Source organism: Microbacterium sp. NPDC006705 (assembly GCF_044903545.1).
GTDB classification, from domain to species: domain Bacteria; phylum Actinomycetota; class Actinomycetes; order Actinomycetales; family Microbacteriaceae; genus Microbacterium; species Microbacterium plantarum.
Genome location: NZ_JBJDQQ010000001.1, coordinates 1,822,268 through 1,848,097, shown reverse-complemented (window position 1 = coordinate 1,848,097; position 25,830 = coordinate 1,822,268). Strand labels below are relative to the sequence as shown.

At 70.7% G+C, this 25,830-nt stretch carries 27 protein-coding genes; 10 read left to right on the top strand and 17 right to left on the bottom strand.

Going from position 1 to position 25,830, the window contains the following annotated elements; genetic code table 11:
* From ACI2K6_RS08765 to ACI2K6_RS08730, 8 genes are all read right to left on the bottom strand, one after another.
* Positions 1–1,944 carry a YhgE/Pip domain-containing protein gene (locus ACI2K6_RS08765; protein WP_274179050.1) on the bottom strand — a complete coding sequence of 648 codons (1,944 nt, stop codon included), beginning with the start codon at positions 1,942–1,944 and terminating at the stop codon, positions 1–3.
* Positions 1,941–2,606, bottom strand: a complete 666-nt coding sequence (locus ACI2K6_RS08760) for a hypothetical protein (RefSeq protein WP_112615627.1) — start codon at positions 2,604–2,606, stop codon at positions 1,941–1,943. The genes ACI2K6_RS08765 and ACI2K6_RS08760 overlap by 4 nt, the downstream gene beginning before the upstream one ends.
* Positions 2,606–3,244, bottom strand: coding sequence for a TetR/AcrR family transcriptional regulator (locus ACI2K6_RS08755; RefSeq protein WP_112615629.1), 639 nt, complete (start codon positions 3,242–3,244; stop codon positions 2,606–2,608). The genes ACI2K6_RS08760 and ACI2K6_RS08755 overlap by 1 nt, the downstream gene beginning before the upstream one ends.
* A gap of 58 nt (positions 3,245–3,302) precedes the next feature.
* The gene (argG, locus tag ACI2K6_RS08750; protein ID WP_404568422.1) at positions 3,303–4,736 is read right to left on the bottom strand and encodes an argininosuccinate synthase; all 1,434 of its coding nucleotides are present in this window, start codon (positions 4,734–4,736) and stop codon (positions 3,303–3,305) included.
* Between the two features lie 24 nt (positions 4,737–4,760).
* Positions 4,761–5,603: a MetQ/NlpA family ABC transporter substrate-binding protein gene (locus tag ACI2K6_RS08745; protein WP_404568421.1), complete on the bottom strand. Its 843-nt coding sequence runs from the start codon at positions 5,601–5,603 to the stop codon at positions 4,761–4,763.
* A gap of 66 nt (positions 5,604–5,669) precedes the next feature.
* Positions 5,670–6,413: a methionine ABC transporter permease gene (locus tag ACI2K6_RS08740; RefSeq protein ID WP_404568420.1), complete on the bottom strand. Its 744-nt coding sequence runs from the start codon at positions 6,411–6,413 to the stop codon at positions 5,670–5,672.
* Positions 6,410–7,396 carry a methionine ABC transporter ATP-binding protein gene (locus ACI2K6_RS08735; protein ID WP_404568419.1) on the bottom strand — a complete coding sequence of 329 codons (987 nt, stop codon included), beginning with the start codon at positions 7,394–7,396 and terminating at the stop codon, positions 6,410–6,412. Before ACI2K6_RS08735 ends, ACI2K6_RS08740 begins: the two co-directional genes overlap by 4 nt.
* Before the next feature lie 206 nt (positions 7,397–7,602).
* The gene (locus ACI2K6_RS08730; protein ID WP_282501789.1) at positions 7,603–8,271 is read right to left on the bottom strand and encodes a peptidylprolyl isomerase; all 669 of its coding nucleotides are present in this window, start codon (positions 8,269–8,271) and stop codon (positions 7,603–7,605) included.
* 158 nt (positions 8,272–8,429) lie between these two features.
* On the opposite strand from ACI2K6_RS08730, the gene ACI2K6_RS08725 reads away from it, so the two are divergent.
* Complete coding sequence (locus tag ACI2K6_RS08725) at positions 8,430–8,876, top strand: hypothetical protein (protein ID WP_354451667.1); 447 nt, start codon at positions 8,430–8,432, stop codon at positions 8,874–8,876.
* Here the strand turns inward: ACI2K6_RS08725 and ACI2K6_RS08720 are convergent.
* Positions 8,821–9,507, bottom strand: a complete 687-nt coding sequence (locus ACI2K6_RS08720; RefSeq protein ID WP_404568418.1) for a phosphatase PAP2 family protein — start codon at positions 9,505–9,507, stop codon at positions 8,821–8,823. The genes ACI2K6_RS08725 and ACI2K6_RS08720 overlap by 56 nt on opposite strands.
* Positions 9,508–9,588: 81 nt before the next feature.
* A complete protein-coding gene (locus ACI2K6_RS08715; RefSeq protein ID WP_269266817.1) occupies positions 9,589–10,272 on the bottom strand; it encodes a hypothetical protein in 684 nt (227 codons plus the stop codon).
* 322 nt (positions 10,273–10,594) lie between these two features.
* Here ACI2K6_RS08715 and ACI2K6_RS08710 point away from each other — a divergent pair, with 322 nt between their 5' ends.
* Complete coding sequence (locus tag ACI2K6_RS08710; RefSeq protein ID WP_112615653.1) at positions 10,595–11,086, top strand: FBP domain-containing protein; 492 nt, start codon at positions 10,595–10,597, stop codon at positions 11,084–11,086.
* 67 nt (positions 11,087–11,153) lie between these two features.
* Here the strand turns inward: ACI2K6_RS08710 and ACI2K6_RS08705 are convergent, their stop codons facing one another.
* Positions 11,154–11,420 (bottom strand): helix-turn-helix transcriptional regulator, encoded by a 267-nt coding sequence (locus ACI2K6_RS08705; protein ID WP_274179199.1) that lies wholly within the window; start codon positions 11,418–11,420, stop codon positions 11,154–11,156.
* A 58-nt stretch (positions 11,421–11,478) separates the two neighbouring features.
* Between ACI2K6_RS08705 and map the strand changes: the two genes are divergently transcribed.
* A complete protein-coding gene (gene map / locus ACI2K6_RS08700; protein ID WP_274179042.1) occupies positions 11,479–12,249 on the top strand; it encodes a type I methionyl aminopeptidase in 771 nt (256 codons plus the stop codon).
* On the opposite strand, the gene ACI2K6_RS08695 is transcribed toward map, so the two are convergent.
* A complete protein-coding gene (locus ACI2K6_RS08695; protein ID WP_274179041.1) occupies positions 12,233–12,949 on the bottom strand; it encodes a Pr6Pr family membrane protein in 717 nt (238 codons plus the stop codon). The two genes, map and ACI2K6_RS08695, sit on opposite strands and share 17 nt — an antisense overlap.
* Positions 12,950–13,130: 181 nt before the next feature.
* Between ACI2K6_RS08695 and ACI2K6_RS08690 the strand changes: the two genes are divergently transcribed.
* Together ACI2K6_RS08690 and ACI2K6_RS08685 are read left to right on the top strand one after the other, a co-directional pair.
* Positions 13,131–13,871, top strand: coding sequence for a GNAT family N-acetyltransferase (locus tag ACI2K6_RS08690; protein ID WP_274179040.1), 741 nt, complete (start codon positions 13,131–13,133; stop codon positions 13,869–13,871).
* Between the two features lie 108 nt (positions 13,872–13,979).
* Positions 13,980–15,326 carry an HNH endonuclease gene (locus ACI2K6_RS08685; protein WP_404568417.1) on the top strand — a complete coding sequence of 449 codons (1,347 nt, stop codon included), beginning with the start codon at positions 13,980–13,982 and terminating at the stop codon, positions 15,324–15,326.
* 72 nt (positions 15,327–15,398) lie between these two features.
* Here ACI2K6_RS08685 and ACI2K6_RS08680 read toward each other — a convergent pair whose 3' ends face one another.
* Positions 15,399–16,031, bottom strand: coding sequence for a LysE family translocator (locus ACI2K6_RS08680; RefSeq protein ID WP_354451661.1), 633 nt, complete (start codon positions 16,029–16,031; stop codon positions 15,399–15,401).
* A gap of 156 nt (positions 16,032–16,187) precedes the next feature.
* Here ACI2K6_RS08680 and ACI2K6_RS08675 point away from each other — a divergent pair, with 156 nt between their 5' ends.
* The 5 genes from ACI2K6_RS08675 to ACI2K6_RS08655 all read left to right on the top strand — a co-directional run bounded on the left by ACI2K6_RS08675 (position 16,188) and on the right by ACI2K6_RS08655 (position 21,844).
* Positions 16,188–17,201: an amino acid ABC transporter permease gene (locus ACI2K6_RS08675; protein ID WP_354451659.1), complete on the top strand. Its 1,014-nt coding sequence runs from the start codon at positions 16,188–16,190 to the stop codon at positions 17,199–17,201.
* Entirely contained in the window at positions 17,198–17,965 is a 768-nt protein-coding gene (locus ACI2K6_RS08670; protein ID WP_274178055.1) for an amino acid ABC transporter ATP-binding protein, read from the top strand. The genes ACI2K6_RS08675 and ACI2K6_RS08670 overlap by 4 nt, the downstream gene beginning before the upstream one ends.
* A 53-nt stretch (positions 17,966–18,018) precedes the next feature.
* Positions 18,019–19,011 (top strand): ABC transporter substrate-binding protein, encoded by a 993-nt coding sequence (locus ACI2K6_RS08665; protein ID WP_274178056.1) that lies wholly within the window; start codon positions 18,019–18,021, stop codon positions 19,009–19,011.
* A gap of 47 nt (positions 19,012–19,058) precedes the next feature.
* On the top strand, positions 19,059–20,111 hold the full coding sequence (locus ACI2K6_RS08660; RefSeq protein WP_354451656.1) for a GNAT family N-acetyltransferase: 1,053 nt from the start codon (positions 19,059–19,061) through the stop codon (positions 20,109–20,111).
* Positions 20,112–20,236: 125 nt separating this feature from the next.
* Positions 20,237–21,844, top strand: a complete 1,608-nt coding sequence (locus tag ACI2K6_RS08655) for a molybdopterin-dependent oxidoreductase (RefSeq protein WP_274178058.1) — start codon at positions 20,237–20,239, stop codon at positions 21,842–21,844.
* A 35-nt stretch (positions 21,845–21,879) separates the two neighbouring features.
* Here ACI2K6_RS08655 and ACI2K6_RS08650 read toward each other — a convergent pair whose 3' ends face one another.
* The 4 genes from ACI2K6_RS08650 to ACI2K6_RS08635 are packed head-to-tail and all read right to left on the bottom strand — an operon-like array spanning position 21,880 to position 25,823.
* Positions 21,880–22,680, bottom strand: coding sequence for an ABC transporter ATP-binding protein (locus ACI2K6_RS08650; protein WP_274178059.1), 801 nt, complete (start codon positions 22,678–22,680; stop codon positions 21,880–21,882).
* Positions 22,677–23,732, bottom strand: coding sequence for an iron chelate uptake ABC transporter family permease subunit (locus tag ACI2K6_RS08645; protein WP_274178060.1), 1,056 nt, complete (start codon positions 23,730–23,732; stop codon positions 22,677–22,679). The genes ACI2K6_RS08650 and ACI2K6_RS08645 overlap by 4 nt, the downstream gene beginning before the upstream one ends.
* Complete coding sequence (locus tag ACI2K6_RS08640; protein WP_274178061.1) at positions 23,729–24,781, bottom strand: iron ABC transporter permease; 1,053 nt, start codon at positions 24,779–24,781, stop codon at positions 23,729–23,731. The genes ACI2K6_RS08645 and ACI2K6_RS08640 overlap by 4 nt, the downstream gene beginning before the upstream one ends.
* Entirely contained in the window at positions 24,771–25,823 is a 1,053-nt protein-coding gene (locus ACI2K6_RS08635) for an iron-siderophore ABC transporter substrate-binding protein (protein ID WP_404568416.1), read from the bottom strand. Before ACI2K6_RS08635 ends, ACI2K6_RS08640 begins: the two co-directional genes overlap by 11 nt.
* Positions 25,824–25,830 lie beyond the last annotated feature (7 nt).

Sequence of the window (25,830 nt, the reverse complement as noted above, 5' to 3'; positions counted from 1 at the left end):
TCAGCCGATGAGGCTCGGCTGCAGGTCGCGCAGCGTGCGGCCGTGCGTCATCCGGGCCACGCCGATCGCGGCGAGGATGAGTGCTCCGGCCATCCATGTGAACAGCACCGCGAGGTCGAGGCTGACCCGGCTCAGGTCGCCCCCGTACATCCACTGCCGCATGCCGTCGACGACGTACCCCATCGGCAGAACATGGTGCAGTGCGGCGAGCGGTGCCGGGAGGGTCTGCCAGGGGAAGGTCCCGCCCGCGGTGACGAGCTGCAGCACCATCAGCACGAGTCCGATGAACTGACCGACGGATCCCAGCCACACGTTGAGCGCCAGGATGATCGCGGCGTACGTGAACGACGCGGTGATCAGCATCCCGAGGGTGCCGACCGGACTCGAGAAGTTGAATCCGAGCGCGATCGACAGCACCCCGAAGAGGACGATCATGCCGATTCCGCCGAGCATCGCCGGAGTGAGCCAGCCGGCGAGGGTTACGCGGAGGGGTGAACGCAGCGCGGTCACCGCCCGGCGCGATACCGGCTTCACGATGAGGAAGAGGGCGTAGATGCCGATCCATCCCGCGAGGGCGGCGAAGAAGGGCGCCAGGCCGGCACCGTAATCACCGGCCTTCGCGAGGTTGCCGGAGTCGACCGCCACCGGGTCGGCGATCGTCTGCGCCTGCTGCTCGCGCAGCTCGGGAGTAGAGACGGGCAGCTGGGCCACGCCGGAGCTCAGCCCGTCGCGCAGGGTGACGAGCCCGCCGTCGAGCGTCCCGAGTCCCGAGGCGAGCTGTCGGGCGCCCTCGTCGAGCTGAGCGGCGCCGGTCGCGGCCTCGTCCGTCGCCGAGGCGAGCTGGCCGGCACCCGACGACACGGATGCCGCACCGTCGGCGGCCTGCGCAGCACCGGTGGCGAGCTGTGCGGCGCCCGAGCTGACCTGGGCCGCCCCCGCGGCGAGGCGGTCGATCTGACCCGTCGCCTCGTCGACGCGCGTCGCGCCCGACTGCAGACGGTCGCCGATGGGATCGAGGCGGGCGAGGACCTCCGCGATCTGCGTCTGATCGAGACCTCCGTCGGCGAGCAGCGCGGCGATGTCTGTGCGCACCTGCGGCAGCTGACCCGCCGCATCGTCGACGGCTGCGCGAACGCGGTCGGCGTAGCCCGCGAGCTCGGCCGTGCCGTCGGAGACCTGGGCTGCGCCGGACGCCAGGTCTGACGAGCCCTGAGCCAGCGTGCGGGTGCCGTCGGCGAGCTGCGACGCGCCGCCGGCGAGCTGGTTCGCCCCGTCGCGCAGCTGCACGGCACCGCTCGACAGCCGCCCGGTTCCGTCGGCGAGCTGGTTGGCGCCGTCGAGCGCCTGCCCCGCCCCGTCGACGAGCTGGTTCGCCCCGTCGGTGGCGTTCTGCAACTGCACGCGGATGTCGGCGATGCCCGTGAGCAGCCGCGATGCCGCCTCCCGTCCGACGAGTTCGGCGACGGAGGAGCGGATCCGCTCGACCGCCTGCGAGCCGATCGACGAAGCGAGGTAGTTGTTCGCGTCATTGGTGGCGAGCACGAGCGTCGCCTGGCGGGGCTCGTCGCCTGCGGCGCTGGTCAGGGCGAGCGAGAAGTCCTCGGGGATGGTCACCGAGAAGTCGACATCGCCGGTACGCAGCGCCTCCTGAGCCTCGGCGGCGGTCATGTCCTTCCAGCCGAAGGCCCGGCCCTCGACGAGCTTGTCGGTGACGTCGGACCCGTAGTTGACCGTGCCGTTGCCGTCGCTCTTGGGCGCCCCCGAGTCGAGGTCGACGAGCGCTACCGGGATGTCGGCGAACTTCCCGTACGGGTCCTGGTTTGCCCACAGGTACAGGCCGCCGTAGAGGACGGGGACGAGCATGAGCGCGATGAGCGCGACCACCGACATCCGGGTGGCCGTCAGCCGTCGCAGTTCGGCGGTGATGAGGGCGGGGATCTTCATCGGGAGGCCTTCGGACGGGTGCCGCGCAGCCGGATGCCGCTGGGCACCAGGCGTCGATGCGGCGCGAGGGGATCGGTTTCGGTGAGGAGCGTCGCAGCGGCCTGGCCGGCGATCACGAGCACCGCGAGGCCGCGTCCCGCGAACTCCCGGGCGAGGGTCCACCAGTCGTGCGGATCGCCGCCGTGGCGGTCGGGGGAGACGAGCACGATGCCCTCGACGCCCGGCCGCAGGACCGCGAGCTCGAGCAGCATCCGGATGCGGTCGGTCGCGGGCACGTCCCCGATGGGGACGCGCGAGTACGAGCGCAGATCGTGCTCGTCGAGCCACCGCCGCGCGGAGATCGGGTCGGCGAGGCGGCCCGCGAACATCAGCTCCTCGCTGACGACGCCGACCGTGGAGATGTTCGGGGGCGGGTCGCTCACGTCCGGCGCGTCGATCAGTGCGGTCTTGTGCCGCAGCGTGCGCGAGGCGCGGGCGCCGTCGAGCAGGACGGTGCCGCCGTCGGGCCGCATCCGTCCGCTCGCGATGAGGCCCAGGACGGTCGGGCGCTGCTCCGTCTCGGCGATCGCGAGGGTGGCGCGGCCGGTGCGGAACGACAGGGTCGTGGGCGGCAGAGCGAGGTCCTTGCGACCCTTCGCCACGGCACGCAGCTCGACGCGCATCAGGAGACCGCCCCCACGACGTCGGGGTGCGAGTCGATGAGTGCGGCGGCGTCGCGCCACGAGAGCCCCGCGATCGAGAGGACCGCGCGCACGACGAGCGACCGCGCCTCGGGTGAGGACGCGTCGAGCCGGACGATGACGGTGCGCGCGGTCTCCTCGATGAGGCGAGCGAGAGTCGGCGCGGCGACATCCGTCCGCAGCGCGCCCTCGTCCTGCCCGCGGCGCACCAGGTTCATCAGTGCGCGGCGAAGCGGGGCGAGCGCGGCGGCGGAGTCTTCGACGTGCCGCTCATCGAGGGCGACGGCGGCGGCCACCTGCACGTGGGATGCCTCGCCCCAGAGCCGACCGGTCAGGCGGGCCAGCGCGACGGGAACCGGCTCGGTGTCGAGTCGCAGCTCGGGGTCTGTGGCGATGGCGTTGAAACGCTGGGCGCCCGACGCGACGAGCTCGCGCACGAGCGCGTCACGGTCGTCGAAGTGACCGTAGAGGGCGCGGCGGCTGAGCCCGGCGGCGCGGGCGATCGCGTCGACGGACGCGCTCGGGTCGAGCGCGAGCGTGCGCGCGGCGGCGGAGAGCAGGCCGGCGCGATTGGCGGCGGCATCCTTCCGCGGACGACGGGGGGAGACGGTGTCGGTCACCCGTCGATGATACGAACCTGCACACACATGTGCAAGTTATAAGAACGCGTGCTGCGGGTCAGTCGGCGCCGAAGTCGAACGACGCGGACTCGCCCGCGGCATCCACCCGCTCGGCGAGATGCTGATCGGTCGATTCGACGTTGCCGGTGATCTCGGCCGCCCCGCCGCGCTCGAGGTCGCCCACGAGCTCGGCCGTCGGGCCGCCGATGAGGCCGATGCCGGCGTAGTGCTCGAGGCGCGAGCGCGAGTCGGCGATGTCGAGGTTGCGCATCGTGAGCTGGCCGATGCGGTCGGTCGGACCGAAGGCCGAGTCGCCGACACGCTCCATCGAGAGCTTCTCGGGCGAGTACGACAGGTTGCGGCTCTCGGTGTTCAGGATCGTGTAGTCCTCGCCGCGCCGCAGGCGCAGCGTGACCGTTCCACTGATCGCGGAGCCCACCCAGCGCTGGATCGACTCGCGCAGCATGAACGACTGCGGCTCGAGCCAGCGGCCCTCGTACATCAGGCGGCCGAGGCGGCGACCCTGCTCGTGGTAGGTCGCGAGGGTGTCCTCGTTCAGGATGCCGTTGACGAGGCGCTCGTAGGCGATGAACAGCAGCGCCATGCCCGGCGCCTCGTAGATGCCGCGGCTCTTGGCCTCGATGATGCGGTTCTCGATCTGGTCGCTCATACCGAGACCGTGGCGGCCGCCGATCGCGTTCGCCTCCATGACGAGCTGGACGATGTCGGAGTACTCGACGCCGTTGATGGCGACGGGGCGGCCCGCTTCGAACGTGACCGAGACGTCCTCGGTCTCGATCTCGACCGCAGGATCCCAGAAGCGCACGCCCATAATGGGCTCGACGATCTCGAGCGAGACGTCGAGGTGCTCGAGGGTCTTGGCCTCGTGGGTCGCGCCCCAGATGTTGGCGTCGGTCGAGTAGGCCTTCTCGACGGAGTCGCGGTACGGGAACCCGTGCGCGACGAGCCACTCGCTCATCTCTGTGCGGCCGCCCAGCTCGGTGACGAAGTCGGCGTCGAGCCACGGCTTGTAGATGCGCAGGGCAGGGTTTGCGAGCAGGCCGTAGCGGTAGAACCGCTCGATGTCGTTGCCCTTGTAGGTGGAGCCGTCGCCCCAGATGTCGACGCCGTCCTCCTTCATGGCGCGCACGAGCATCGTTCCGGTGACGGCACGGCCGATCGGCGTGGTGTTGAAGTAGGTGCGGCCGGCCGAGCGGATGTGGAAGGCGCCGCACGAGAGGGCGACGAGGCCCTCCTCGACCATCATCGGCTTGCAGTCGATGAGGCGCGAGCCCTCCGCGCCGTACTGCAGCGCGCGGCCGGGAATCGAGGCGATGTCGTCCTCGTCGTACTGGCCGAGGTCGCCGGTGTAGGTGAACGGGACGGCGCCCTTGTCGCGCATCCACGCGACCGCGACGGAGGTGTCGAGACCCCCCGAGAAGGCGATGCCGACGCGTTCGCCGACGGGCAGGGACTGGAGGACCTTCGACATGGGGACAATCCTACTGAGCGGGGGTCAGTCTTTCGTGACGGGGACGACGAGGCCGCCCCAGGTCTCGTTCTCGAAGTCGGCGACCTCCGACGAGGTCAGCAGGTCGTAGAGCGCGACGATGCGGGGGTCGTCCTTCAGGTCGGGACGCGTCGCGAGCACGTTGTAGTACGGGCTGCCCTCGCCCTCGGTGAGGATCGCCTCGTCGGCGGTGAGGCCCGCCGGAAGCGCGAAGCTGATCGTGACGAAGGCGGCGTCGACGTCGGGCACGGCCTGCGGCAGCGTCGCGTTCTCGATCTCCTGGAACCGGAAGTCGCGCGGGTTGTCGGTGATTCCGGTGAGGTCGGCGACGTCGTCGGAGACCTCGATCAGGCCCTCCTGTGCGAGGAGCTTGAGCGCGCGCCCCTCGTTCGTCGGGTCGTTCGGAATGGCGATCGTCGCGCCGTCCTTCAGGTCGTCGAGGCTGTCGACCTTGCTCGAGTAGAACGCGGCCGAGGGCAGGTACGCCTCGCCGACGCTGATGAGATCCGACCCGGTGTTGGTGTTGAAGTTCTCGAGGAAGGTCGAGTTCTGGAACAGGTTCGCGTCGATCGAGCCGTCGACGAGCGCGGTGTTGGGTGTGTTGTAGTCGGTGAAGGGCACGAACTCGATCGTGAGTCCGAGCTCGGCCGCGCCGTTCTCGGCGATGTGGTTCAGGATGTCGCCGGCGGGTGTCTGCAGCGCGCCGACCTTGAGCGTGCCGAGGCCGTCGCCGTCGGCGCCGCCCGACTCGGATGCCGGCGAGCCGGCGCATCCGGCGAGCAGGAGGGCCGCCGAGGCGACGGCGGCGAGGAGGAGCGGGGTGCGGGCGGTGCGGGCCGTGCGGGACATGGAGGGTTCCTCTCGGGATGACGGTGCGGTCGGGCGGTGCGTGGCTGGAGGGGCGGTGCGGGGGCGTCAGGCTGTGCCGCGGGCGTCGGCCCGCTGCATTCGGGCGCTCGACCCGGCCGTGCGGGCGCGGGGCGAGCGGCGGGCGAGGCGCCGGGCACCCCAGCTCGCGAGGCCCTGCAGCACCATGACGATCGCGAAGATCACGACGATGACGCTGACGATGTGGATCCAGCTGTACTGCTGGTAGCCGTAGCGGATCGCGACGTCGCCGAGACCGCCGCCGGCGACGGTGCCCACCATCGCCGAGAAGTTGATGATCGAGGTGACGGTCGTCGAGAGGCCGAGCAGCATCGCGGGCGCGGCTTCGGGCAGCAGCACCTTCGTCACGAGCTGCCAGCGGCTCGCGCCCAGCGATGCGGCGACCTCGAGCAGGCCGTCGTCGACTTCCTTGATCGCGATCTCGACCATGCGGGCGAAGAACGGAATGGCCACGACCGACAGGGGCACGATCGCCGCGGTCGGTCCGATGAAGGTGCCGACGATGAGCCGGGTGAAGGGGATCAGCGCGACCATCAGGATGATGAACGGCACCGACCGGCCGAGGTTGACGATGAAGTCGAGCACGCGGTTGATGACGATGCCGACGCGGCGCGAGCCGAAGGGGGTCGCGAGGAAGCGCCCCTGCTCGGTGCCGACGAGCACCACGCCGAGCGGCAGGCCGACGACGATCGTCGCCAGCAGCGCGACGCCCACCATGTAGAGCGTCTGGCCGGTGGCGACCAGCAGCAGATTGAGCAGTTGCTCGTTCACGCGGCATCCCCTCCCTGCAGGACGTCGACGATGAGACCCTGGCCGCGCAGGTCGGCGATGACGGCGGATGCCGCGGCCGCGGGAACCTCGAGACGGGTGCGGCCGGCCTGCGTGCCGGCGATCTGCTCGACAAGGGCGCCGAGCAGCGACACGTCGACGTCGTGGTCGCGGGCGATCCGCGCGATGACGGGACGGTCGGCCGTGCCGCCGGCGAACGTGATGTCGATGACCGTCGCGCTCGGGTCGGCTCCCGTGGGGATCGGCCCCAGCGGGAAGAGCTGCGAGGTCAGGCGCGAGCCCGGCGTGCGGATGACGTCGGTGAGGCGACCACTCTCGACGACGCGGCCGTGCTCGATGAGCGCCGCCGAGTGGCACGTCGACTTCACGACATCCATCTCGTGCGTGATGAGGAGCACGGTGAGTCCGAGCTCGGCGTTGATGCGCCGGTAGAGGTCGAGGATCGAGGTCGTGGTCTCGGGGTCGAGGGCACTCGTCGCCTCGTCGGAGAGCAGCACGCTCGGGCCGCTCGCGAGGGCGCGGGCGATGCCGACGCGCTGCTGCTGCCCGCCCGACAGCTCGTGCACGCCGGCGTCGCCCCGGTGGCCGAGGCCGACGAGGTCGAGCATCTCCTGCGCGCGGTCGCGCCGCCGGGTCCGGGGGCTGCCGTCGAGCTCGAGGGCGAGCTCCACGTTGCCGCGCACCGAGCGGCTGCCGAGGAGGTTGAACCGCTGGAACACCATCCCGATGCGACGGCGTGCCGCGCGCAGGCTGTTCGCGTCGAGGGCGGTCAGATCCACCCCGTCGACGACCACGCGGCCTGTATCCGGCCGCTCGATGAGGTTGACCATGCGGGCGACGGTGCTCTTGCCGGCGCCGGACTGGCCGACGATGCCGTAGATCTCCCCGGAAGGGATCTGCAGCGAGACGTCGTCGACGGCGGTCAATCCGCCGTACGTCTTCGATACGTGCTCGAGCGCGATCACGGTCGGGCCTTTCGGAGGTCTGCGCCGTCGGGTCGCCGGCGTAACCCCGAGTTTCCCGTCCTTCACGCGTCGCACCGAATTCCCGTTACCCCAGATGTCGCCGTCGCTTGCCGACGCGCGAGCACGCACCGTCGCCGCGAGCGCGCACCCCGCACGGTGCGTTTTCGCCGAGAGGGTGCGTTCTCGGCGGGCCGACGCCCCCGGGCTCAGCCCAGCGAGACACCGGTGATCGTCACCGGGGTGGCGGGGGCGCCGTCGGGGGCACCGCCCTCGGCGCCGGCGGCAGCGACCTCGCGCACGATCGCGAGGCCCGCTTCGTCGAGCGTGCCGAAGACGGTGTACTTCGCGGGCAGCGGGGTGTCCTCGTACACGAGGAAGAACTGCGAGCCGTTCGTGTTCGGGCCGGCGTTGGCCATCGCGACCGTTCCGGCCGGGTAGGTCTCACTGCCGTCGAGCTCATCGGCGTAGTTGTATCCGGGGCCGCCGCGTCCGGTTCCCGACGGGTCGCCGCACTGCAGCACGAAGATGCCCGAGGTGGTGAGGCGGTGGCAGGGCGAGTCGTTGTAGTAGCCCTGCTCCGCGAGCGAGACGAAGCTGCCGACCGTGCACGGCGTGCGGTCGGCGTCGAGGGTCATGGGGATGTCGCCGGCCGACGTCTGCAGCACGGCCGAGACCTGGCCCGTCACCTCGGACTCGGCCGGCGGGAGCTCGACGTCGCGCACGCCGCCGGGAGCCTCGACGTAGGCGCAGGCGCCCTCCGGAACGGTCTCGGCGGTCGGCATGGTGTCGGGCTCGGCGGGCGTGGGCGACGATGCGCATCCGGCGAGAGCGAGAGCCGACAGGACGAGAAGGGCGGAACCGAGACGAGCACGCATGTTCAGAGCCTACGGTCTCGGATGCCGCCGGTCGGGTACCCGGATCGACGCGGTTCGCTGTCGCGAGCGGAGCCGGATGCCGGAACCTGGTCAGCACGCGCCGCGAGTGGCACGATCGGACCGTGATGCCCGCGCCGCGGGCCGCGGAAGGGGTGGCGATGGCTGACAGCACGGCGGGCGGTGCCGGGTTCTCCGACGAGGAGAAGGCGGCGATGAAGCAGCGGGCCGAGGAGCTCCGCTCGACGAAGGGTCTGAAGGGCGCCGCGAAGCTCGCGAAGGAGCTCGAGGCCTGCGTGGACGCGATCGACGCGCTCGAGGGGATCGACGGCGAGGTCGCCCGCATGGTCCACCGGATCGTTTCGGAGGAGGCATCCGACCTCGACCCGAAGACGTTCTACGGGTTCCCGGCCTATGCGCGCGCCGGGAAGGTCGTGATCTTCGTGCAGCCGAAGTCGAAGTTCGACACCCGCTACCCGACGCTCAACTTCGACGAGACGGCGACGCTCGACGACGGGTCGATGTGGCCGACGTCGTTCGCGATCGTCGAGGTCACTCCCCAGGTCGAGAGTCGCGTGCGGGAGCTGGTTCGCGCCGCCGTCGACTGATCTCCGGCGCCGACCGCATCGTCCGGGGTTCTCGCGTGACGGCGACCGCGACGATCGTCAGCAGCGCCGGCACAGCGAGACCCAGCAGAGCGCCGGCGGCGACATCGTGCAGGTAGTGCGCGCCCTCGAAGAGTCGACCCGAAAGCACGATGAGCGCTGCGCCCACGGCCGCCCACGTCGCCCACGTCCGGCGCGCCGCGGTGGCGATGACCCAGACCGCGCCCATCGCGAGGACGGCGTGGTTCGAGGGGAAGGAGTAGTCGGTGGCGTCGCAGGCCGACAGCGCTGCCCAGCGGGTGCACGGGCGTGCCTGCATGAGGGCCACTTTGACCATCTCGCTGGTCGCGTAGGCGATGACGACTCCGCCCGCTGCGGCGATGGAGAGGATGCGGTGCCGTGACCCGCCTCGCAGCGCGACGGCCAACGCGACGACCGTGCCGACGGCGAGCAGCGACAGGAACACGTCCGAGAGGTACGCGGTCGCCGGAAGCGCGAGGCCCGCGGTCATCGCCCCGCGTGTCGCCAGGACGCTGAGACTGACGCCCCACCACGGGATGAGCAGTGCGGCCGCCGCGATGACGGCGACAGCGGACACGGGGAGTATCGACGATCGGGGGATGGCGGTGCTCACCCCAGCAACGCTAGGAAGCGCGCGGCCGCGCGGCATCCGCTCTCAGGCGCACACGCATCCTCCCCGAGGTGTATTCCTCGTTCAGGAGAGCAGCGCCTCTGCCCGCAGGGTCAGTGCGATCGCGACGAGTGTCGACAGCAGGCCCGAGGCGAGGAGCAGACCCGGATGCGCGAGGCCGATCACGATCTGACGTGTGCGCGGCGCGTCGGCGAGGAAGTGCTCCGGGATGCGGTGGCGCGTGGGCACGGCCGACCACCCGCGCAGTCGCACCAGGTAGCTCGCGTAGCGGATGATCAGCACGCAGTAGAGCAGCACGGTGACCGGAGGCACGATGCGGGCGAAGAGGTCACCGGCGGCGATCCAGGCCGTCTCGATGTCGGTGCCGCTCTCGTCGGCGAGCTGCACCGCGATCGCGCCGCCGATCACGACCGAGCCCAGCCAGAACACGAAGGCGCTGAAGAGCGCGAGGAACCGCGCGAAGAAATGGGTCAGGATCGACGGCTCGTACTCCAAGTGCGACCTCGGCGTCTGTGACAGGACGATGAGCGTCGCCACGAGCGGAGGCAGTGCTGCCGTGAGGGTGAGCGTCGCGCGCAGCCAGTGCGGGCCGCCGAGCAGATCGCAGATGACGAGCAGGGCGACCACGATGATCATCCACAGCAGGCCGAGGGCCGTGGGGTGGGAGGTCACGAAGGAGGGATGATGCTCCTCGAGGCGGGCGCTGGCGCGTTCGACGAGCCGTCGTCCCCGATCGTTCGTCGTCACGGGTGGATGCTATCGCCGGTGACCGGCCGGTGTGCAGGGAGTAGCCTGGACGCGTGAGTACCGTCCGTCTGCCGATGCCCTCTGGGCGTGAGGGGGTCTCCGGCGCGCTCAGCGCCGGTGGCACAGGCGCGGCATCCTTCGTCCTCCTCGCCGGTTGATCCGGCGCGCGTCGCGTCGACCCATGTCCGCGACGCGCTCTCCCGGTCCCGGGCGACGACTCCGTCGTTCCGGGATGATCCGCTCACGACCGTCTGCTCGCAGCCCGTTCCGGGCGCCGGCGCGACGGTGGTGCGCGAACGCGTACTCAGACAGGACCCTTTCCATGTTCGCCCTCACCGCGAAAGCCATCCGCTCCTCGTTCATCAACGTCTCGCTCCGCGAGCGCAATTCGCTCGTCGTCCCCGCCGACCTCGGGGACGTCGACTGGTCTACCCGTGACTACTACGGGTGGCGCGACCCCAAGACTCCGCTGCTCGGGTTCATCGTCGCCGAGGTCGACGGCGAGGCCGTCGGCCTGCAGCTGCGTCAGGCAGATCAGGCCACGCGCACCCGCCCGCAATGCTCGTGGTGCTGCGATGTCACCCTCCCCAACGAGGTCGTCTTCTTCGCCGCGAAGCGGGCGGGCAAGGCCGGTCGTGCCGGAAACACCGTCGGGACGCTCCTGTGCTCGGGGTTCGAGTGCTCGCGGAACGTCCGGCGCCTCGACCCGCCGCCCTACCTCGGGTTCGACGCGGCAGCGGCGCGCGATCGCCGCATCGCGACGCTGCGGGCCAACGTCGACGCGTTCTTCCGCGATCTGCGCGACGGCGCCTGAGCCGCCCCGCACCCGGCGTCCGGCTTCTCCTCAGCGAGGCGGGGCCGGGCGCCGGCGGTCTCGCTGATCAGGTCGTCGTCGAGGCGATGTCCGTGAGCAGCGCCTCGGCGGCCAGCGCGTCGAGCGACAGGCCGAGGCTCGTGGCGACGGCGGCGACGGTCGCGAACGACGGGGTCGCCAGCCGGCCGGTCTCGATCTTGCGCAGTGTCTCGGGTGATACGCCGGCGGCTGCGGCGACCTCCGTGATCGACCGGTCTCCCCGCGCTCGCCGGAGCTGGGCGCCCAGGCGACGGCCGCGCTCGACGGCTTCGGGCGTGAGCGCGCGACGAACCATCATGCGCTCATCGTAGCGGTATAGTTTGACCGGTATTTTTATACCGGAGGAGCGCACCATGATCGAGATCTTCACACCGCGCGAGGTCGATCGCGCCCGCGAGACGGGGGCCATCGTCGGCGGCATCCTCCGCGATATCCGCTCGCGGGTGCAGGTGGGTACGAACCTCCTCGAGATCGACGAGTGGACGCGCGAGCTCATCGCTGACAACGGGGCGACGTCGTGTTATGTCGACTACGCGCCGTCGTTCGGGCGGGGCCCCTTCGGGCACTACATCTGCACGGCGGTCAACGACGCCGTGCTGCACGGGATGCCGCACGACTACCGCCTCGCCGACGGGGACCTCCTCACGCTCGACCTCGCCGTCACGAAGGGCGGCCTTGCGGCCGACGCCGCGATCAGCTTCGTCGTCGGGAATCGGCGCCCGGAGGGAGCGGCAGCCCTCATCGACGCGACCGAACGCGCCCTCGCCGCCGGCATCGAGGTCGCACGCGCGGGCAACCGGGTGGGCGATATCTCGCGCGCGATCGGCAATGTGCTCTCCGGTGCCGGATACTCCATCAACACCGAGTTCGGCGGGCACAGCATCGGGTCGGTGATGCACGGCGACCTGCACATCCCCAATACCGGGCGGCCGGGGCGGGGCTACATCCTGCGGCCGGGGCTGCTCATCGCGATCGAGCCGTGGGTCATGGAAGACACGAATGTGCTCGTGACCGACGCGGACGGGTGGACGCTCCGCAGCTCGACCGGATGCCTCACCGCCCACGCCGAGCACACGATCGCCATCACCGACGGAGCGGCCGAGATCCTCACCCTGCCGCGGTGACCTCCGTCGGCAGGACGCGGGCGCGGCGGCGGGTGACCCACACCGCTCCGAAGCCGACGGCGACGAAGCCGATCGCGATGACGACGACGTACGCCGCGACCGACCCCCATCCGCCAGGGCCGTTCGGATTCAGGAACGGGTAGGGGTACCAGTACGGCTCGCCCGTCGTGGGGTTCGTGACGAGCGGGCCTCGGACGAGCGTGTAGGCCACCCACAGCAGCGGGAACGCCACCACGACCCATACGACCTGCCAGCGAAGGGCGCGGCGCCGGGCGCCGATCAGCAGGTCGAGCACGAGGAAGATCGGGCCGATCAGGTGCAGCACCTCGTTCGACCACGGCACCGGCTCGGATCCCTGCGGGAGCGTGATCCCGCGCAGGAGTGCGTTGTAGACGACTCCGGTGATGACCATGTACGCCGTGGCGCAGGTGAGCGCGGCGGAGAGCCCGAGCGATGATTCCGGCCCGGCGCGGCCGATCAGTGCGCGGACGCCCGCCGTCACGAGAACCACTGCTGCGATGACGTTCGAGAGGATCGTGAAGAAGCTGAAGAAGTTCGCGAACACGGTCGCGACGTCGCCGCCGGACTCGGCGGTTCGCGTCAGTGACACGGTCAGCTGGGTGATGACGGCGGCGAGGATGACGACGGCCATCGCCAGCCGCAGGAGCGACCACACCGTCGCCTGCCTCGAGCTCTGCACGTGGGCACACTATCGCTCGACTGCCGTACGTGAACGCATGTGGCGGCGGTCCGGGATGTCGCGTCCGGTCACGGATAGCGTCGCGATGCGGCATCCGCGGGCATGGATCGGCGCGTCGACGCGTTGGGTCCGACGGCGACCGCGGCGAAGGCAGCACGCGGCGCGCGAGAGGACGAACCCGATGACCATCACCACCCCTCCTGTTCTGGGCGGCCCCGACGTCCGCGATAACGCCGCATGGCATTCGCTGACCGGGGCGCACGCGCACCTCGCCATCGGCGACGACCTCGTCCGCCGGTATCCCGACGACGTGGCCGGCTTCGTGGGCGTGCGCACGTGGGAGGACCCCGCGGTGTGGGACTCGCTCACGACCGTGGTGGGTTCGGGCAATGAGTTCAGCATCAGTACGCCCGACCGTGCGGACGTTGGCGGTAGTGATGGTGCTGGGCCGGTGCTGCCTGACGGGTGGGTGCGCACGTTCGGTGGCGCGGGAGTGCAGCTCGTCGAGACGGATCGCCTGCAGCCGCGACCGGACGACGAGGCGGTCGAGCTGGGGCAGGCGGATGTCGCCGACATGCTCGCGCTCGTCGAACGCAACCGGCCCGGTCCCTTCCGGCCGCGCACCCACCTGCTCGGCCGGTACATCGGCATCCGGCGCGACGGCCGGCTGATCGCGATGGCCGGGGAGCGGCTGCAGCCGGGCGAATGGACCGAGATCAGCGCCGTCGCGACCGACGAGGCGTACCGGCGGCAGGGGCTCGCGTCGCGGCTGGTGCTAGATGTCGCGTTCCACATCCAGCAGCGGGGTGGCCGAGCGATGATGCACGCCGCGGCGTCGAACGTGAACGCGATCGCCGGTTACGAGAAGCTGGGGTTCGAATTGCGGCAGCGGACGAACTTCACGGGCGTGCGCGTGCCCTGACCGGCGGTTCCCGGTCGGCGATTCCTCCCCAGTCGTGCGCTCTGACGAGTTTCGCTCTTCGTATGTTTGTTCGACGTAAATGTCTGACCCCGCTGCCACAATGGGAACATGTCAGCGAACAGGGGTGGCGGCTCGGACGAGATCGAGGTCTCGCCGCACGGCCCCGCGATCGCGGCTTACGGCGAGGCGCTCGCGCTGGTGCATGACGCGGATGTCGCTTCGGTGCGGGCTCTGGCCGAGCTGGGCCGGTCCGCGTTGCGTGAGGCGCGCCGTGACGGAGTGCGTGGGATGGCCTCGGACATGGAGCTGCGGTCGGTCGCGGCTGAAGCTGCGGGGCTGGCCCGGCGGACCGACAGGCGCCTGCAGGCCGACATCGACCATGCGCTGACGATCGTCGACGATTACCCGACCGTCTTCTCGGCGTGGGAGGAGCGGCGGATCACCCGCGACCACGTCGACGCGGTCGTCACAGCGGGAACCGGGCTGCCCGATGAGGTGCGGGGCGAGTTCGAGGTCGCGGCGATCGCGGTGTGCGAGCGCGACATCGCCACCCGGGTGAAACCGGCCCTGCGTGCCCTCGCGGAGAAGCTGCACGAGCGCACGTTCACCGACCGGCACCGCGACGCCGCCGCCGGGCGGTGTGTGCGGGTCTCGCACGGGACGGACGGGATGTCGGATGTCATCGCGACCGTCCCGACCGTGATCGCGGTGGGCATGCTCGACCGGCTCACGCAGATGGGGCAGTTGGTGAAGGACGCCCGGGCGGATGCCGCAGGCGCATGCGAGCCGGCCGATACGCGAACGATGGATCAGCTGCGCGCCGACATCCTCGGTGACCTCGTCCTCGGCGGGGCGCCCGTGGTCGACCCGACGTACGGGACGGACCGGGCCGGTGGGCTCGGGGCGATCCGGGCACGCGTGCAGGTGGCGGTCACCGCCGAGACGTTGATGGGGCGTGACGAGAACCCCGCCGAAGCCGTGGGTGCTGGGCTCGTCGATGCTGACACCGTGCGGCAGCTCGCCGGGCAGGTCAGCGAGTGGGACCGGCTCTTCATCGACCCCCTCACCCGCACACCGGTCGAGATCGACACCTACCGACCCACGGCGTCGATGAAGAAGCTCCTGATGGCACGGGATCAGCACTGCCGGTTCCCCGGATGCCGCAGAGCCGCGATCCGCTGCGAGCTCGACCACACCATCGACTACGCCCTCGGCGGCCACACCCACATCTTCAACCTCGCCCACCTCTGCCAACGACACCACTCCATGAAGCAGTTCACCAAGTGGGAGGTCAGGCAGGTCGGCGGCGGGGTCCTCGAATGGACCTCACCCCTCGGCCGGGTGTACCGCGAAGACGTCCCCATACCCGCCGTCTGCTTCACGATGGACACCGCGGACCCGCCACCGGATGCCGCACTCGGCGGACCGCCGCCGGGACAATCGCCACCCTTCTGAATCCGGCCGCGCGCCCTCGATGGCGCGCCCGCGCACAGCCCGAGTCCCACGCTCGCGCGGTGCGCGCCGTCGTCAGCCCTTCGCGCCCGCGAACGCGAGGGTTCCGCCGAGCCCGATCATCATCACGCCTCCCGCGCTTGCGAGCGTCGCCATGCGGCGCGGTGAGGTGGCGAACCACGCGCGGGCCGTTCCCGCCGCGAGCGCCCACAGGCTGTCGCTCACCACGGCGAGCACCTGGAAGATCAGGCCGAGCGCGAGGAGCTGCATCCAGATCGGACCAGCGCCGGGGGCGACGAACTGCGGGAGAGCAGCCACGAAGAACGCGATCGTCTTCGGGTTCGTCACACCGACGACGAACCCCTGAGCAAGCAGGCGCATCGGCGACGTACGCACATTCGAGGGCGTGCGCACGTGCGCGTGACGGTGGCGGATCGCCTGCACCCCGAGCCACACGAGATACGCGGCGCCGACGATCTTGATGACCGTGAAAGCGGCGACCGACGACGCGACGATCGCGCCGACCCCGAACGCCACCGCGAGCAGGGCAGGGACGTTCCCGAGCGCGTTTCCGAGCACGCTCAGCACGCCGGCGCGACGCCCGAGGGCGATCGATCGGCCGATGACGAACAGCACACCGGGGCCTGGGATCACGATGATGACGACAGCCGCGAGGAGGAACGCCAGCAGGTTCTCGAACGGGATCACGAACGAACGCTATCGGCCCGAGGAGTCGCCTGTATTACGCCATGTCTCCGTGCGTGTCGCCGTGTGTGGCGGCGCCGCGACAGCGGCGCCCGCGCCGCTCTACTGTCGGGCGATCCGCAGCATCCGCTGCATCCGCGCCGTTCCGAGGAGATCCGCATGACCGACACCGTCTCGCGCGTCGACCGCAGCGTCGGCGACACTGCGCCGACCGCGCAGCGCGTCGACCTCGGCGACATCCCCGTCGTCCGCACGCGGCACTGGTTCCGGTGGGCGATCGCCGCGATCATCGTGTTCGTCGTCGCACAGTTCCTGTGGTCGCTCGTGACGAACGAGAACTACGAGTGGGGCTACTTCGCGCAGTACTTCTTCTCCGACCCGGTGCTGCAGGGACTCGGCCTCACCCTCGCCTACACGGCAGTGTCGGCGACGATCGGATTCCTGCTCGGGACGGTGCTGGCGCTGGCTCGGCTCGCCAAGTCGCCGCTGCTGAACGCGGCGGCGTGGAGCTTCATCTGGTTCTTCCGCTCGGTCCCCCTCGTCGTACAGCTGGTCGTCTGGTACAACCTCGGCTACCTGTATCCGACGCTCGGGCTGGGCACCCCCTTCACGACCGACTTCTGGATCGTCGAGTTCCCGACGGTGCAGCTCATCAGCGCGTTCGCGGCGGGCGTGCTCGGCCTGAGCCTGCACCAGGCGGCCTACTCCGCCGAGATCATCCGCGGCGGCCTGCTCTCGGTCGACCAGGGCCAACTCGAGGCGGCCGCGGCCCTCGGCATCCCGCCGCGTCGCCGACTCAGCCGCATCGTGCTGCCGCAGGCCATGCGATCGATCATCCCCAACGCCACGAACGAGGTGATCGGCCTCGTCAAGGGCACGTCGGTGCTGTTCGTGATCGCGATCCCCGAGCTGTTCTACGCGGTGCAGGTGATCTACAACCGCAACAGCCGCGTCATCCCGCTGCTGCTCGTCGCGGTGGTCTGGTACACGATCATCACCACGGTGCTCAGCATCCTGCAGTACTACATCGAGCGTCACTACGCGCGGGGATCCGTACGAGTTCTGCCGCCCACGCCCGTCCAGCGCGCGCGCCGCTGGATCGCGGCGCAATGGGCTCGCCTCGGCGACGACGCGCCGGCACCCCGCCCCCTCGCACCCGGAGGAAAGTCATGACCATCGGTCTCGTCGAGATCCACAACGTCCACAAGAGCTACGCCGGAGTCGAGGTGCTCGGCGGCATCGACCTCACGGTCGAGCCGGGCGAGGTCGTCGCGGTCCTCGGCGCGAGCGGCTCGGGCAAGTCGACGCTGCTGCGCACCATCAACCACCTCGAGACGGTCGACCGCGGATCGGTCACGGTCGACGGCGAGTTCATCGGCTACGAGCAGCGGAACGGCAAGCTCTACGAGCTGCGCGAGAAGGCGGTGCTCGAACGCCGCACCCAGATCGGGATCGTCTTCCAGAACTTCAACCTCTTTCCCCACCTCACCGCCCTCGAGAACGTCACCGAAGCGCCCATCGCGCTCGGCCGGCTGTCGAAGGACGACGCCCGCGAGCTCGCGCTCGGACTGCTCGACCGCGTCGGGCTCGGCGACAAGGCCGGTCACTATCCGCGCCAGCTCTCGGGCGGGCAGCAGCAGCGCGTCGCGATCGCGCGAGCGCTGGCTCTGAAGCCCAAGGTGATCCTGTTCGACGAGCCGACGAGCGCGCTCGACCCCGAACTCGTCGGCGAGGTGCTCGACGTCATCCGCGACCTGGCGCAGCTCGGGACGACGCTCATCATCGTGACCCACGAGATCGGCTTCGCCCGCGAGGTCGCCGACCGCGTCGTCTTCCTCGACGGCGGCCGGATCATCGAGCAGGGCCCGCCCGCCGAGGTGCTCGTCGCGCCGAAGCACCCCCGCGTGCAGGAGTTCCTCGCCAAGGTCCTCGCCTGACATCCCATCCCACCCCTCCACCCGCACCCCACTTTTCGAGAGAGACCCACAGCATGGCCATCAGTAAGAAGCAGGGCATCGCCGCCGGACTCGGCGTCGTCGCGGTCGCGGCGATCGTCGGCGGCATCGTCACCGCCGTGAACCTCAACCGACCCGCCGAAGCCGAGGCCGCGGCGCCCGCACCCGCCACGGCCAACGTCGCGACCGACGACATCCACTGGGTGCACCTCGACGAACCCGTCGCCGAGGCCGTCGCCGCCCTCGAGGTGAGCGGGTTCGAGCCCGTCGAAGAGGGGAAGCTGACGGTCGCGCACTCCGCATACCTGCCGCCGCTCGGCTACATCCCCGAGGGCGAGACCCAGGCCGCGGGCACCGAGCCGAACATCGGATCGCTCATCGCCGAAGCGCTCGGGCTCGAGTACAACCCGGTGGTCGTCGCGTGGGCCGATTGGCCCCTCGGCATCCAGTCGGGCAAATACGACCTCATCACCTCGAACGTCACCGTCACGGAAGAGCGCAAGGAGCTCTACGACTTCGCGAGCTACCGCGAGGACCTGCTCGGCTTCTACGTCCGCGCCGACAGCGACATCGACAAGATCGAAGAGTCCGCCGACATCTCCGGTCTGAAGATCGTCGTCGGCTCGGGCACCAACCAGGAGCAGGTGCTGCTCGCCTGGAACGAGGAGCTCGAAGCTGCCGGCGAGGCTCCCGCCGAGCTGCAGTACTACGACGACAACGCCGCCGCCGTCCTCGCGCTGCAGTCCGGCCGCGTCGACGCGACCTTCGGCCCCAACGCAACCTCGGCCTGGTCGGCCCGGGAGACCGGCGACACCAAGCTCGTCGGACTCGTGCCCGGCGGCTGGCCGCAGACCGCCAACATCGCCGCGGCGACCGCCAAGGGCAACGGCCTGATCGAGCCGGTGTCGATCGCGATCAACGCCATCATCGAGGGCGGGCAGTACGACGAGGTCCTCGAGACGTGGGGCCTCGAGTCGGAGCGCATCGAGAAGAGCGAGATCAACCCGCCCGGACTCCCCGCGTCGTGAACGGGTATGCGTCGTGAACAGGTCGCGGTGAAAGGTAGCGTCGCCTCGTGACATCGACCGCGACAGCGCTCACCATCCGGCTCGTCCGCACCGAGGAATTCGCTCGGGCGGGCGAGCTGACCGCACGCGCCTACCAGCACAGCTACGACCGGCTCTCGGAGCAGTACCTCGACTCGCTGAGGGACGTCGCCGCCCGCGTGCGGATCGGAGATGTGTGGGTGGCGGTGGATGACGGCGGGATCCTCGGAACCGTCTGGGTCGCTCGGCCCAACCGTCCGCTCGCCGGCGTCGCGCGGCCCGGCGAGACGGACTTCCGCCAGCTCGCCGTCGCCCCCGAAGCCCGTGGCCGAGGAGTCGGCGAGGCGCTCACCCGGCACGTCATCGAGCTGGCCCGGCAGCGCGGATCGCATCGCGTCGTCATGAACAGCGGGCCCGAGATGACCGCCGCGCACGCGCTGTACGCCAAGCTCGGCTTCACGCGCCTGCCCGAGCGGGAGGGCCGGATCGAGGTCGAGCCGGGCCGTTTCGTCGACCTGCTCGCGTTCGGATACGACCTCGCACCGGAGCCCCGCGCGGGAACCCGCACCACTGCCGGCGTCTCGGCCATGACGTGGCTGTTCGAGCACATCGACTACGACGACCCGCGTGCCGCGGCCCTGCGCGCCGAGATGGACCGCGAGGTCGGTCCGCGCTACGCCGACCGCTTCGACGACGCCGATCCCGAGGCGGCCGCCCGGTCCGCTCGCGCCTTCGCGATCGACCCCGCGACGATCGTCGCGACGGTGCTCGTGACGGATGCCGCGGGCGAGGCCGTGGGCCACGGCGCACTCCGCGACCTCGAGCACGACGGCATCCGGGATCTCGAGATCAAGCGCGTGTACGTCCACCCCCGTGCCCGCGGTCTCGGCGCGAGCCGGGCGCTGCTCGCCGAGCTCGAGCGCATCGCTCTCGATCGAGGCGCGGAACGCGTCATCCTGCAGACCGGCGACCGCCAGCATGACGCCGTCGAGCTCTACGGACGCCTCGGCTACACGCCCATCCCGATCTACGCGCCGTACACCGAGTACGCGTTCTCCCGCTGCTTCGCCAAGCCCCTCTAGCCTCCGCCCCACCCCGTCCCCGCCGCCGAGCACGCACCGTTTCCGCCGGATTTCCATCCGTTGCGGGCTCGGCGACGAAGAACTATGCACGGTACGAGTGATCTGCCGATCGAGAGGCGACAGCGATGGCGAAATCAACCGCATCCGCGAACCAGGTGAAGAGTCGGCGCTGGGTCTGGGGCCTGTGGAGCGCCCTCGCGGGCATCGTCAGCGCGGCCGCCTTCCTCGCCGTCGCCGAACTGATCGCGCTCCTCGTCGCGCGCGAGAGCAGCCCCATCCTCGCGGTGGGTGCCTTCGTCATCGACATCGTGCCGCAGCCGCTCAAGGAGTTCGCGATCGCGACCTTCGGCTCGGCCGACAAGGTCGTCCTGCTCGGCAGTCTCGCGCTCGCCGTCGTGATCGCCGCCGCGGTCGCCGGCATCCTGCAGTTCTTCGTGCGGCCGTTCGGCGTCATCGTGATCGCCCTCGCCGGGGTGATCTCGACCGCTGCCATCATCACCCGCACCGGAGCCAGCCCGCTGGCGTTCGTTCCGCCGGTGATCGGAACGCTGGTCGGGGTATTCGTCCTCGTTCTCCTCATCACGCGCCTCCGGCGCTGGGCGGGCGCTACGGATGCCGCGGAGGCCGACACCCCGGCCGCGCCGGCCGCTGAGCAGCGCGGCCTCGGCCGTCGTTCGTTCCTCGTCGCGACGGGCGGCGTGGGCCTCGCGGCCGTGATCGTCGGCGTCGGAGCCCGCCTGCTCAATGCGACGACGGCCTCGGTCGACGCGCTCCGCCGTGAGTTGCGCATCCCCGAACCCCGGTCGACGGTCACGATCCCCGACGGCGCCGAGCTCGAGGTCGAGGGCATCTCGCCGCTCATCACCCCGAACGCGGACTTCTACCGCGTCGACACGGCGCTCACCGTCCCCTCGGTCGACCCCACCACGTGGCGCCTCGTCATCGACGGCATGGTCGATCAGCGCGTCGAGCTGAGCTTCGACGACCTCGTCGGCATGGGCCTCGACGAGTATGCGGTCACGCTCACCTGCGTCTCGAACGAGGTCGGCGGCGGGCTGGTGGGCAACGCCATCTGGCAGGGCGTCCCGATCCGCGACATCCTGCGCATGGCCGGCCCGCAGTCCGGCGCCGACATGGTGCTCTCGAAGAGCGTCGACGGCTACACGGCATCCACTCCGCTGGAAGCTTTGACCGACGATGCGCGGGACGCCATCTTCGCCGTGAAGATGAACGGCGAGCCGCTTCCGCTCGAGCACGGATTCCCCGTGCGCATGGTCGTTCCCGGCTTGTACGGCTACGTCTCCGCGACGAAGTGGGTCACCGAGCTCAAGGTCACGACGTTCGAGGCCGATGAGGCGTACTGGACCCCGCGCGGCTACGCGGCCGAAGCGCCGATCAAGTTCTCTTCCCGCATCGACACGCCGCGCACGGGCACCCCGGTGGCGGCGGGAAGCGTCGCGATCGCGGGAATGGCCTGGGCTCAGACCGTGGGCATCGAACGTGTCGAGGTCCGCATCGACGACGGCGACTGGCAGGCTGCGACGCTCTCCAACCCGATCAACGCCGACACGTGGGTGCAGTGGATGCTCGAGTGGCAGGCCGAGGCGGGAACCCACTACGTCGAGGTGCGCGCCGTCAACAAGGACGGCGACACGCAGATCGAGGAGCGCGCCCCGATCGCTCCCGACGGCTCGAGCGGCTGGCAGCGCGTCCTGGTGACGGTCTCGGCCTGACCCCGGCTCCGGCGCGCCCGGCCGAAAGGGGCAGGTCAGCGGCGGTGGCGACCGAGCGGCGAGACGAGCGGTGTACCGGATGCCGGGTCGGGGATGACGATCGCGTCGATCCCGAAGACCTCGCGCACGAGGTCCGCGGTGACGATGTCCGACGGCGCTCCCTCGGCGACGATGTGGCCACCCGACATCGCGACGAGATGGTCGGCGTAACGGCACGCGAGCGACAGCTCGTGCAGCACCATCACGACCGTGGTCCCCCGCTCGCGGTTGAGGTCGACGAGGAGGTCGAGCACGTCGATCTGGTGGCTGATGTCGAGGTAGGTCGTCGGCTCGTCCAGCAGCATGAGGTCGGTCTGCTGCGCGAGGGCCATCGCGATCCAGACGCGCTGACGCTGACCGCCCGAGAGCGTGTCGACGGAACGGTCGGCGAGGTCGTTCACCCCCGCCGTGCGCATTGCCGCATCGACGATCGCGTCGTCCTCCGACGCGCGCCGGCGGAGCCAGCTCTGGTGCGGGTACCGCCCGCGGGCGACGAGGTCGGCCACGAGAATCGACTCCGGCGCGACCGGCGACTGCGGCAGAAGTCCCAGCACCCGCGCTACCTCGGCCGTCGGGCGCGACCGGATGTCTGCGCCATCGAGCAGGACGGTTCCGGCTGCAGGAGCGAGCAGCCGCGCCAACGCGCGCAGCAGCGTCGACTTGCCGCACGCGTTCGCCCCGACGATCGCCGTGATCCGTCCGGTCGGCACGACGAGCGACAGCTCGTCGACGACAGTGCGTCCGTCATAGCCGAGGGTGATCGACTCGGCGCTCAGTCGGTGGTCGGCGGCGGTCATCGGATGCCTCCAGGGCGAGCGGGATCGGAACGGGTGAGCAGCCAGGCGAGATACGGTGCGCCGATCGCGCCCGTCACGACACCGACGGGGAAAGGGATGCCGGGCACGGCGTACTGCGCGATGAGATCCGCCGCGCTGACGAGGGCGGCGCCGACGGCGGCCGAGGCCACGATTGAGATCGACCCCGGCCCCACGAGGCGCCGCGCGATCTGCGGCGCCATCAGGGCGACGAAGCCGATCGGTCCGCTCGCGCCGACGGCGATCGCAGCGAGGACGACGGCGGTGAGCAGAACGCCGACGCGCACCCGCTGCACGCGCACGCCCAGCGCCGCGGCGGTTGCGTCGTCGAGCTCCAGCCCCCGCAGACCCCGCGCCTGCAGGCCCAGCAGGGCGAAGACCGCGAGAGCGATGACCCCGCTCGTGCCGACCACCTCCCACGACGAGCCGCCCAGGCTGCCGACGAGCCACGTGTATGCGACGCTCACGTCGCGGATCTCGGCGCGGGTGAGTACGGTTCCGGTCAGCGCCGTCGCGAACGCGGAGAATCCGACGCCGACGAGGATGAGCCTCATGCCGTGCAGCCCGCGGTGCCAGGCGAGGACGCCGATGATCACCGCGGCGACGACCGACCCACCGGCGACGAGACCTGTCAGCGCGATGCCGCTGGCTCCCAACCCGAGTACCCCGGCGACACCGACGGCACCGGCCGAAGCCGTGACGCCGAGCACGTCGGGGCTTGCGAGCGGGTTGCGCAGCACCGACTGGAAGACGGCGCCGGCTGCCCCCAGGCAGGCGCCGACGACGACGGCCGCGAGCGCGCGCGGCATCCGCAACTCCCACACGACGAACGAGACGACCGGCTGGGCTCGGCCGGTGATCGCCTCGATCACTTCCGCCGGTGCGAGCGCGGCCGGCCCGAGCAGCAGCGCGATCCCGAACAGGACGGCCACGACAGCGGCGGCGCTCGCCGAGACGATCGCGACGCGGCGAACGGAGGCCAGGCGGAGGGGCCGTGTGATCGCCGCGGGGCCGGTGCCCGTCGCCGTCGTCACAGTCCCACCATCCGTCCGCGCCGCACGAGCGCGATGAAGAAGGGTGCACCGATCGCCGCGACGACGATGCCGACCTGCAGCTCGCCCGGTCGAGCGACGATCCGGGCCACGACGTCTGCCGCGACGAGGAGGATCGCGGCGACCGGCGCTGCGAACAGCAGGATCCACCGGTAGTCCGCACCCACGATGCCGCGGACGACGTGCGGGACGACGAGGCCGACGAACGCGATGGGGCCGGCAACGGCCGTGGCCGCCGCCGCGAGGACGACGAGCACCACCGCGAGCAGCAGGCGTGCGCGGTTCACGCGCAAGCCGAGCGCCGCAGCCGTCTCATCGCCGAGCGCGAAGAGGTTGAGGGTCCGCCCGGCCGACAGGGCGACGACGGCCGCGACGATCAAGACCGGCAGCACCGGGACGAGCACGTCGAGGCCGCGCCCGGCCAGGGCGCCGACCTGCCAGAACCGCATGGCGTCGAGCGCTTCGCGGCTGACGATGAGGACGGCCGAGACGAGTGAGAACAGCGCCGCCGACACGGCTGCTCCCGCGAGCGCGAGCTTGCCGGGGGTCGCCCCGTCGCGTCCCCGCGACGACAGCACCCAGACGACGGCGGCCGCGATCGCGGCGCCGCCGATTGCGAACCAGAGGTACGAGCCGGGGCCCGTGGCGCCGAAGACGGTGATGGCCGTGACGACCGCGAGCGCTGCGCCCTGATTGACACCGAGGATGCCGGGATCGGCGAGCGGGTTGCGGGTCAGCCCCTGGGCGATCGTGCCCGACAGTCCCAGCGCAGCGCCGATGACGATACCGACGATCGTCCGCGGCAGGCGCTTCTCGATGATCGCGATGTGTTCCGGATCGGCGGGGTCATACGCCGTCAGCGCGTGCCAGACGGTGTCGAGCGGGATCTCGGATGTCCCGATCGCGAGGCTCGCGAAGACGACACCCGCGAGCGCGAGGGCGACCGCGGCCCCGGCCCAGACACGCCGACGGGGCAGTGACCGCGAGGAGCGGTCCCTGCCCCGGGAGAGCGCGAGGGTGTCAGCCGACACGCTCGGCGACGGCTGCGAGCTGGGGGACGTACTGGTCGAGCATCCACGGAATCGACAGCACCGTCGGGGCGCTCGAGGCCATGACGAACGATTCGCCGACGATCGGGGCGAAGCGGTCCTGCTGCACCTGCGGCATCGCGGCGACGAGCGGGTCGGCGACGAACGCGTCGACGTCGGCCTGCGTGCCGAAGTACGCCACGAGGACGTCGGACTTCAAAGCGTTCAGGTTCTCGAAGCCCAGCTGGTAGAAGTAGCTGTCGTCGCCGTCAGGGGCGAGTTCCTCGACCGAGGGCGCGACCGTCATCCCCAGCTGCGTGAGCAGTTGCACGCGGGGGTCGTCGTCACGGAAGACGTTGAGGATCTCGGGCTGGTTGTTCGCCCCGTAGGCGAACGACTTCCCTGCGAGCGCGGGATGCTGCGATGCCAGGTCGGCGATGTCCGAGTCGACCTGAGCGACGAGGTCGGCCGCCTCATCCGACATCCCGAGCGCCTGTCCGACGATGGCGGTCTGGTCCTCCCACGAGGTCGCCCAGCGCTGGTCGGGGTAGGCCACGACGGGCGCGACCTTGCTCAGGGCGTCGAACTGCTCCTGTGTCAGGCCCGAGTAGGGGGCGAGGATGACGTCGGGACGGGCCTCGACGAACTCCTCGATGTTCGGCTCGCTCGTGTCGCCGCCGGTGAGGAGGGTCGGCGTCTCGCCCCCGAGCTCGGCGATCGCATCGGCGTCCCACGGGAGCACGCCGTCGACGCCGCCGTAGGCGAAGGCGGGCATCGCGACCGGCACGACGCCGAGCGCGAGCACGGCATCCTGCGCCGACCAGCCCCACGTCGCGACGCGCTCGGGCTTCTCGGGGATCACGGCGTCGCCCAGCGCCGACGTGATCGTGACCGGGAAGGCCCCCGAGGCGTCGCCTGCCGTCGAGGGCGACGCGCTCGTTCCCGACTCAGCGGGCGAGCAGGCGACCAGCCCGGCTCCGGCGATGGCGAGGGCGGCGGCGGCCGCGGCGAGGCGGCCCCCGGAACGGGAGAGAGCGGTGCGCATGCGTGAT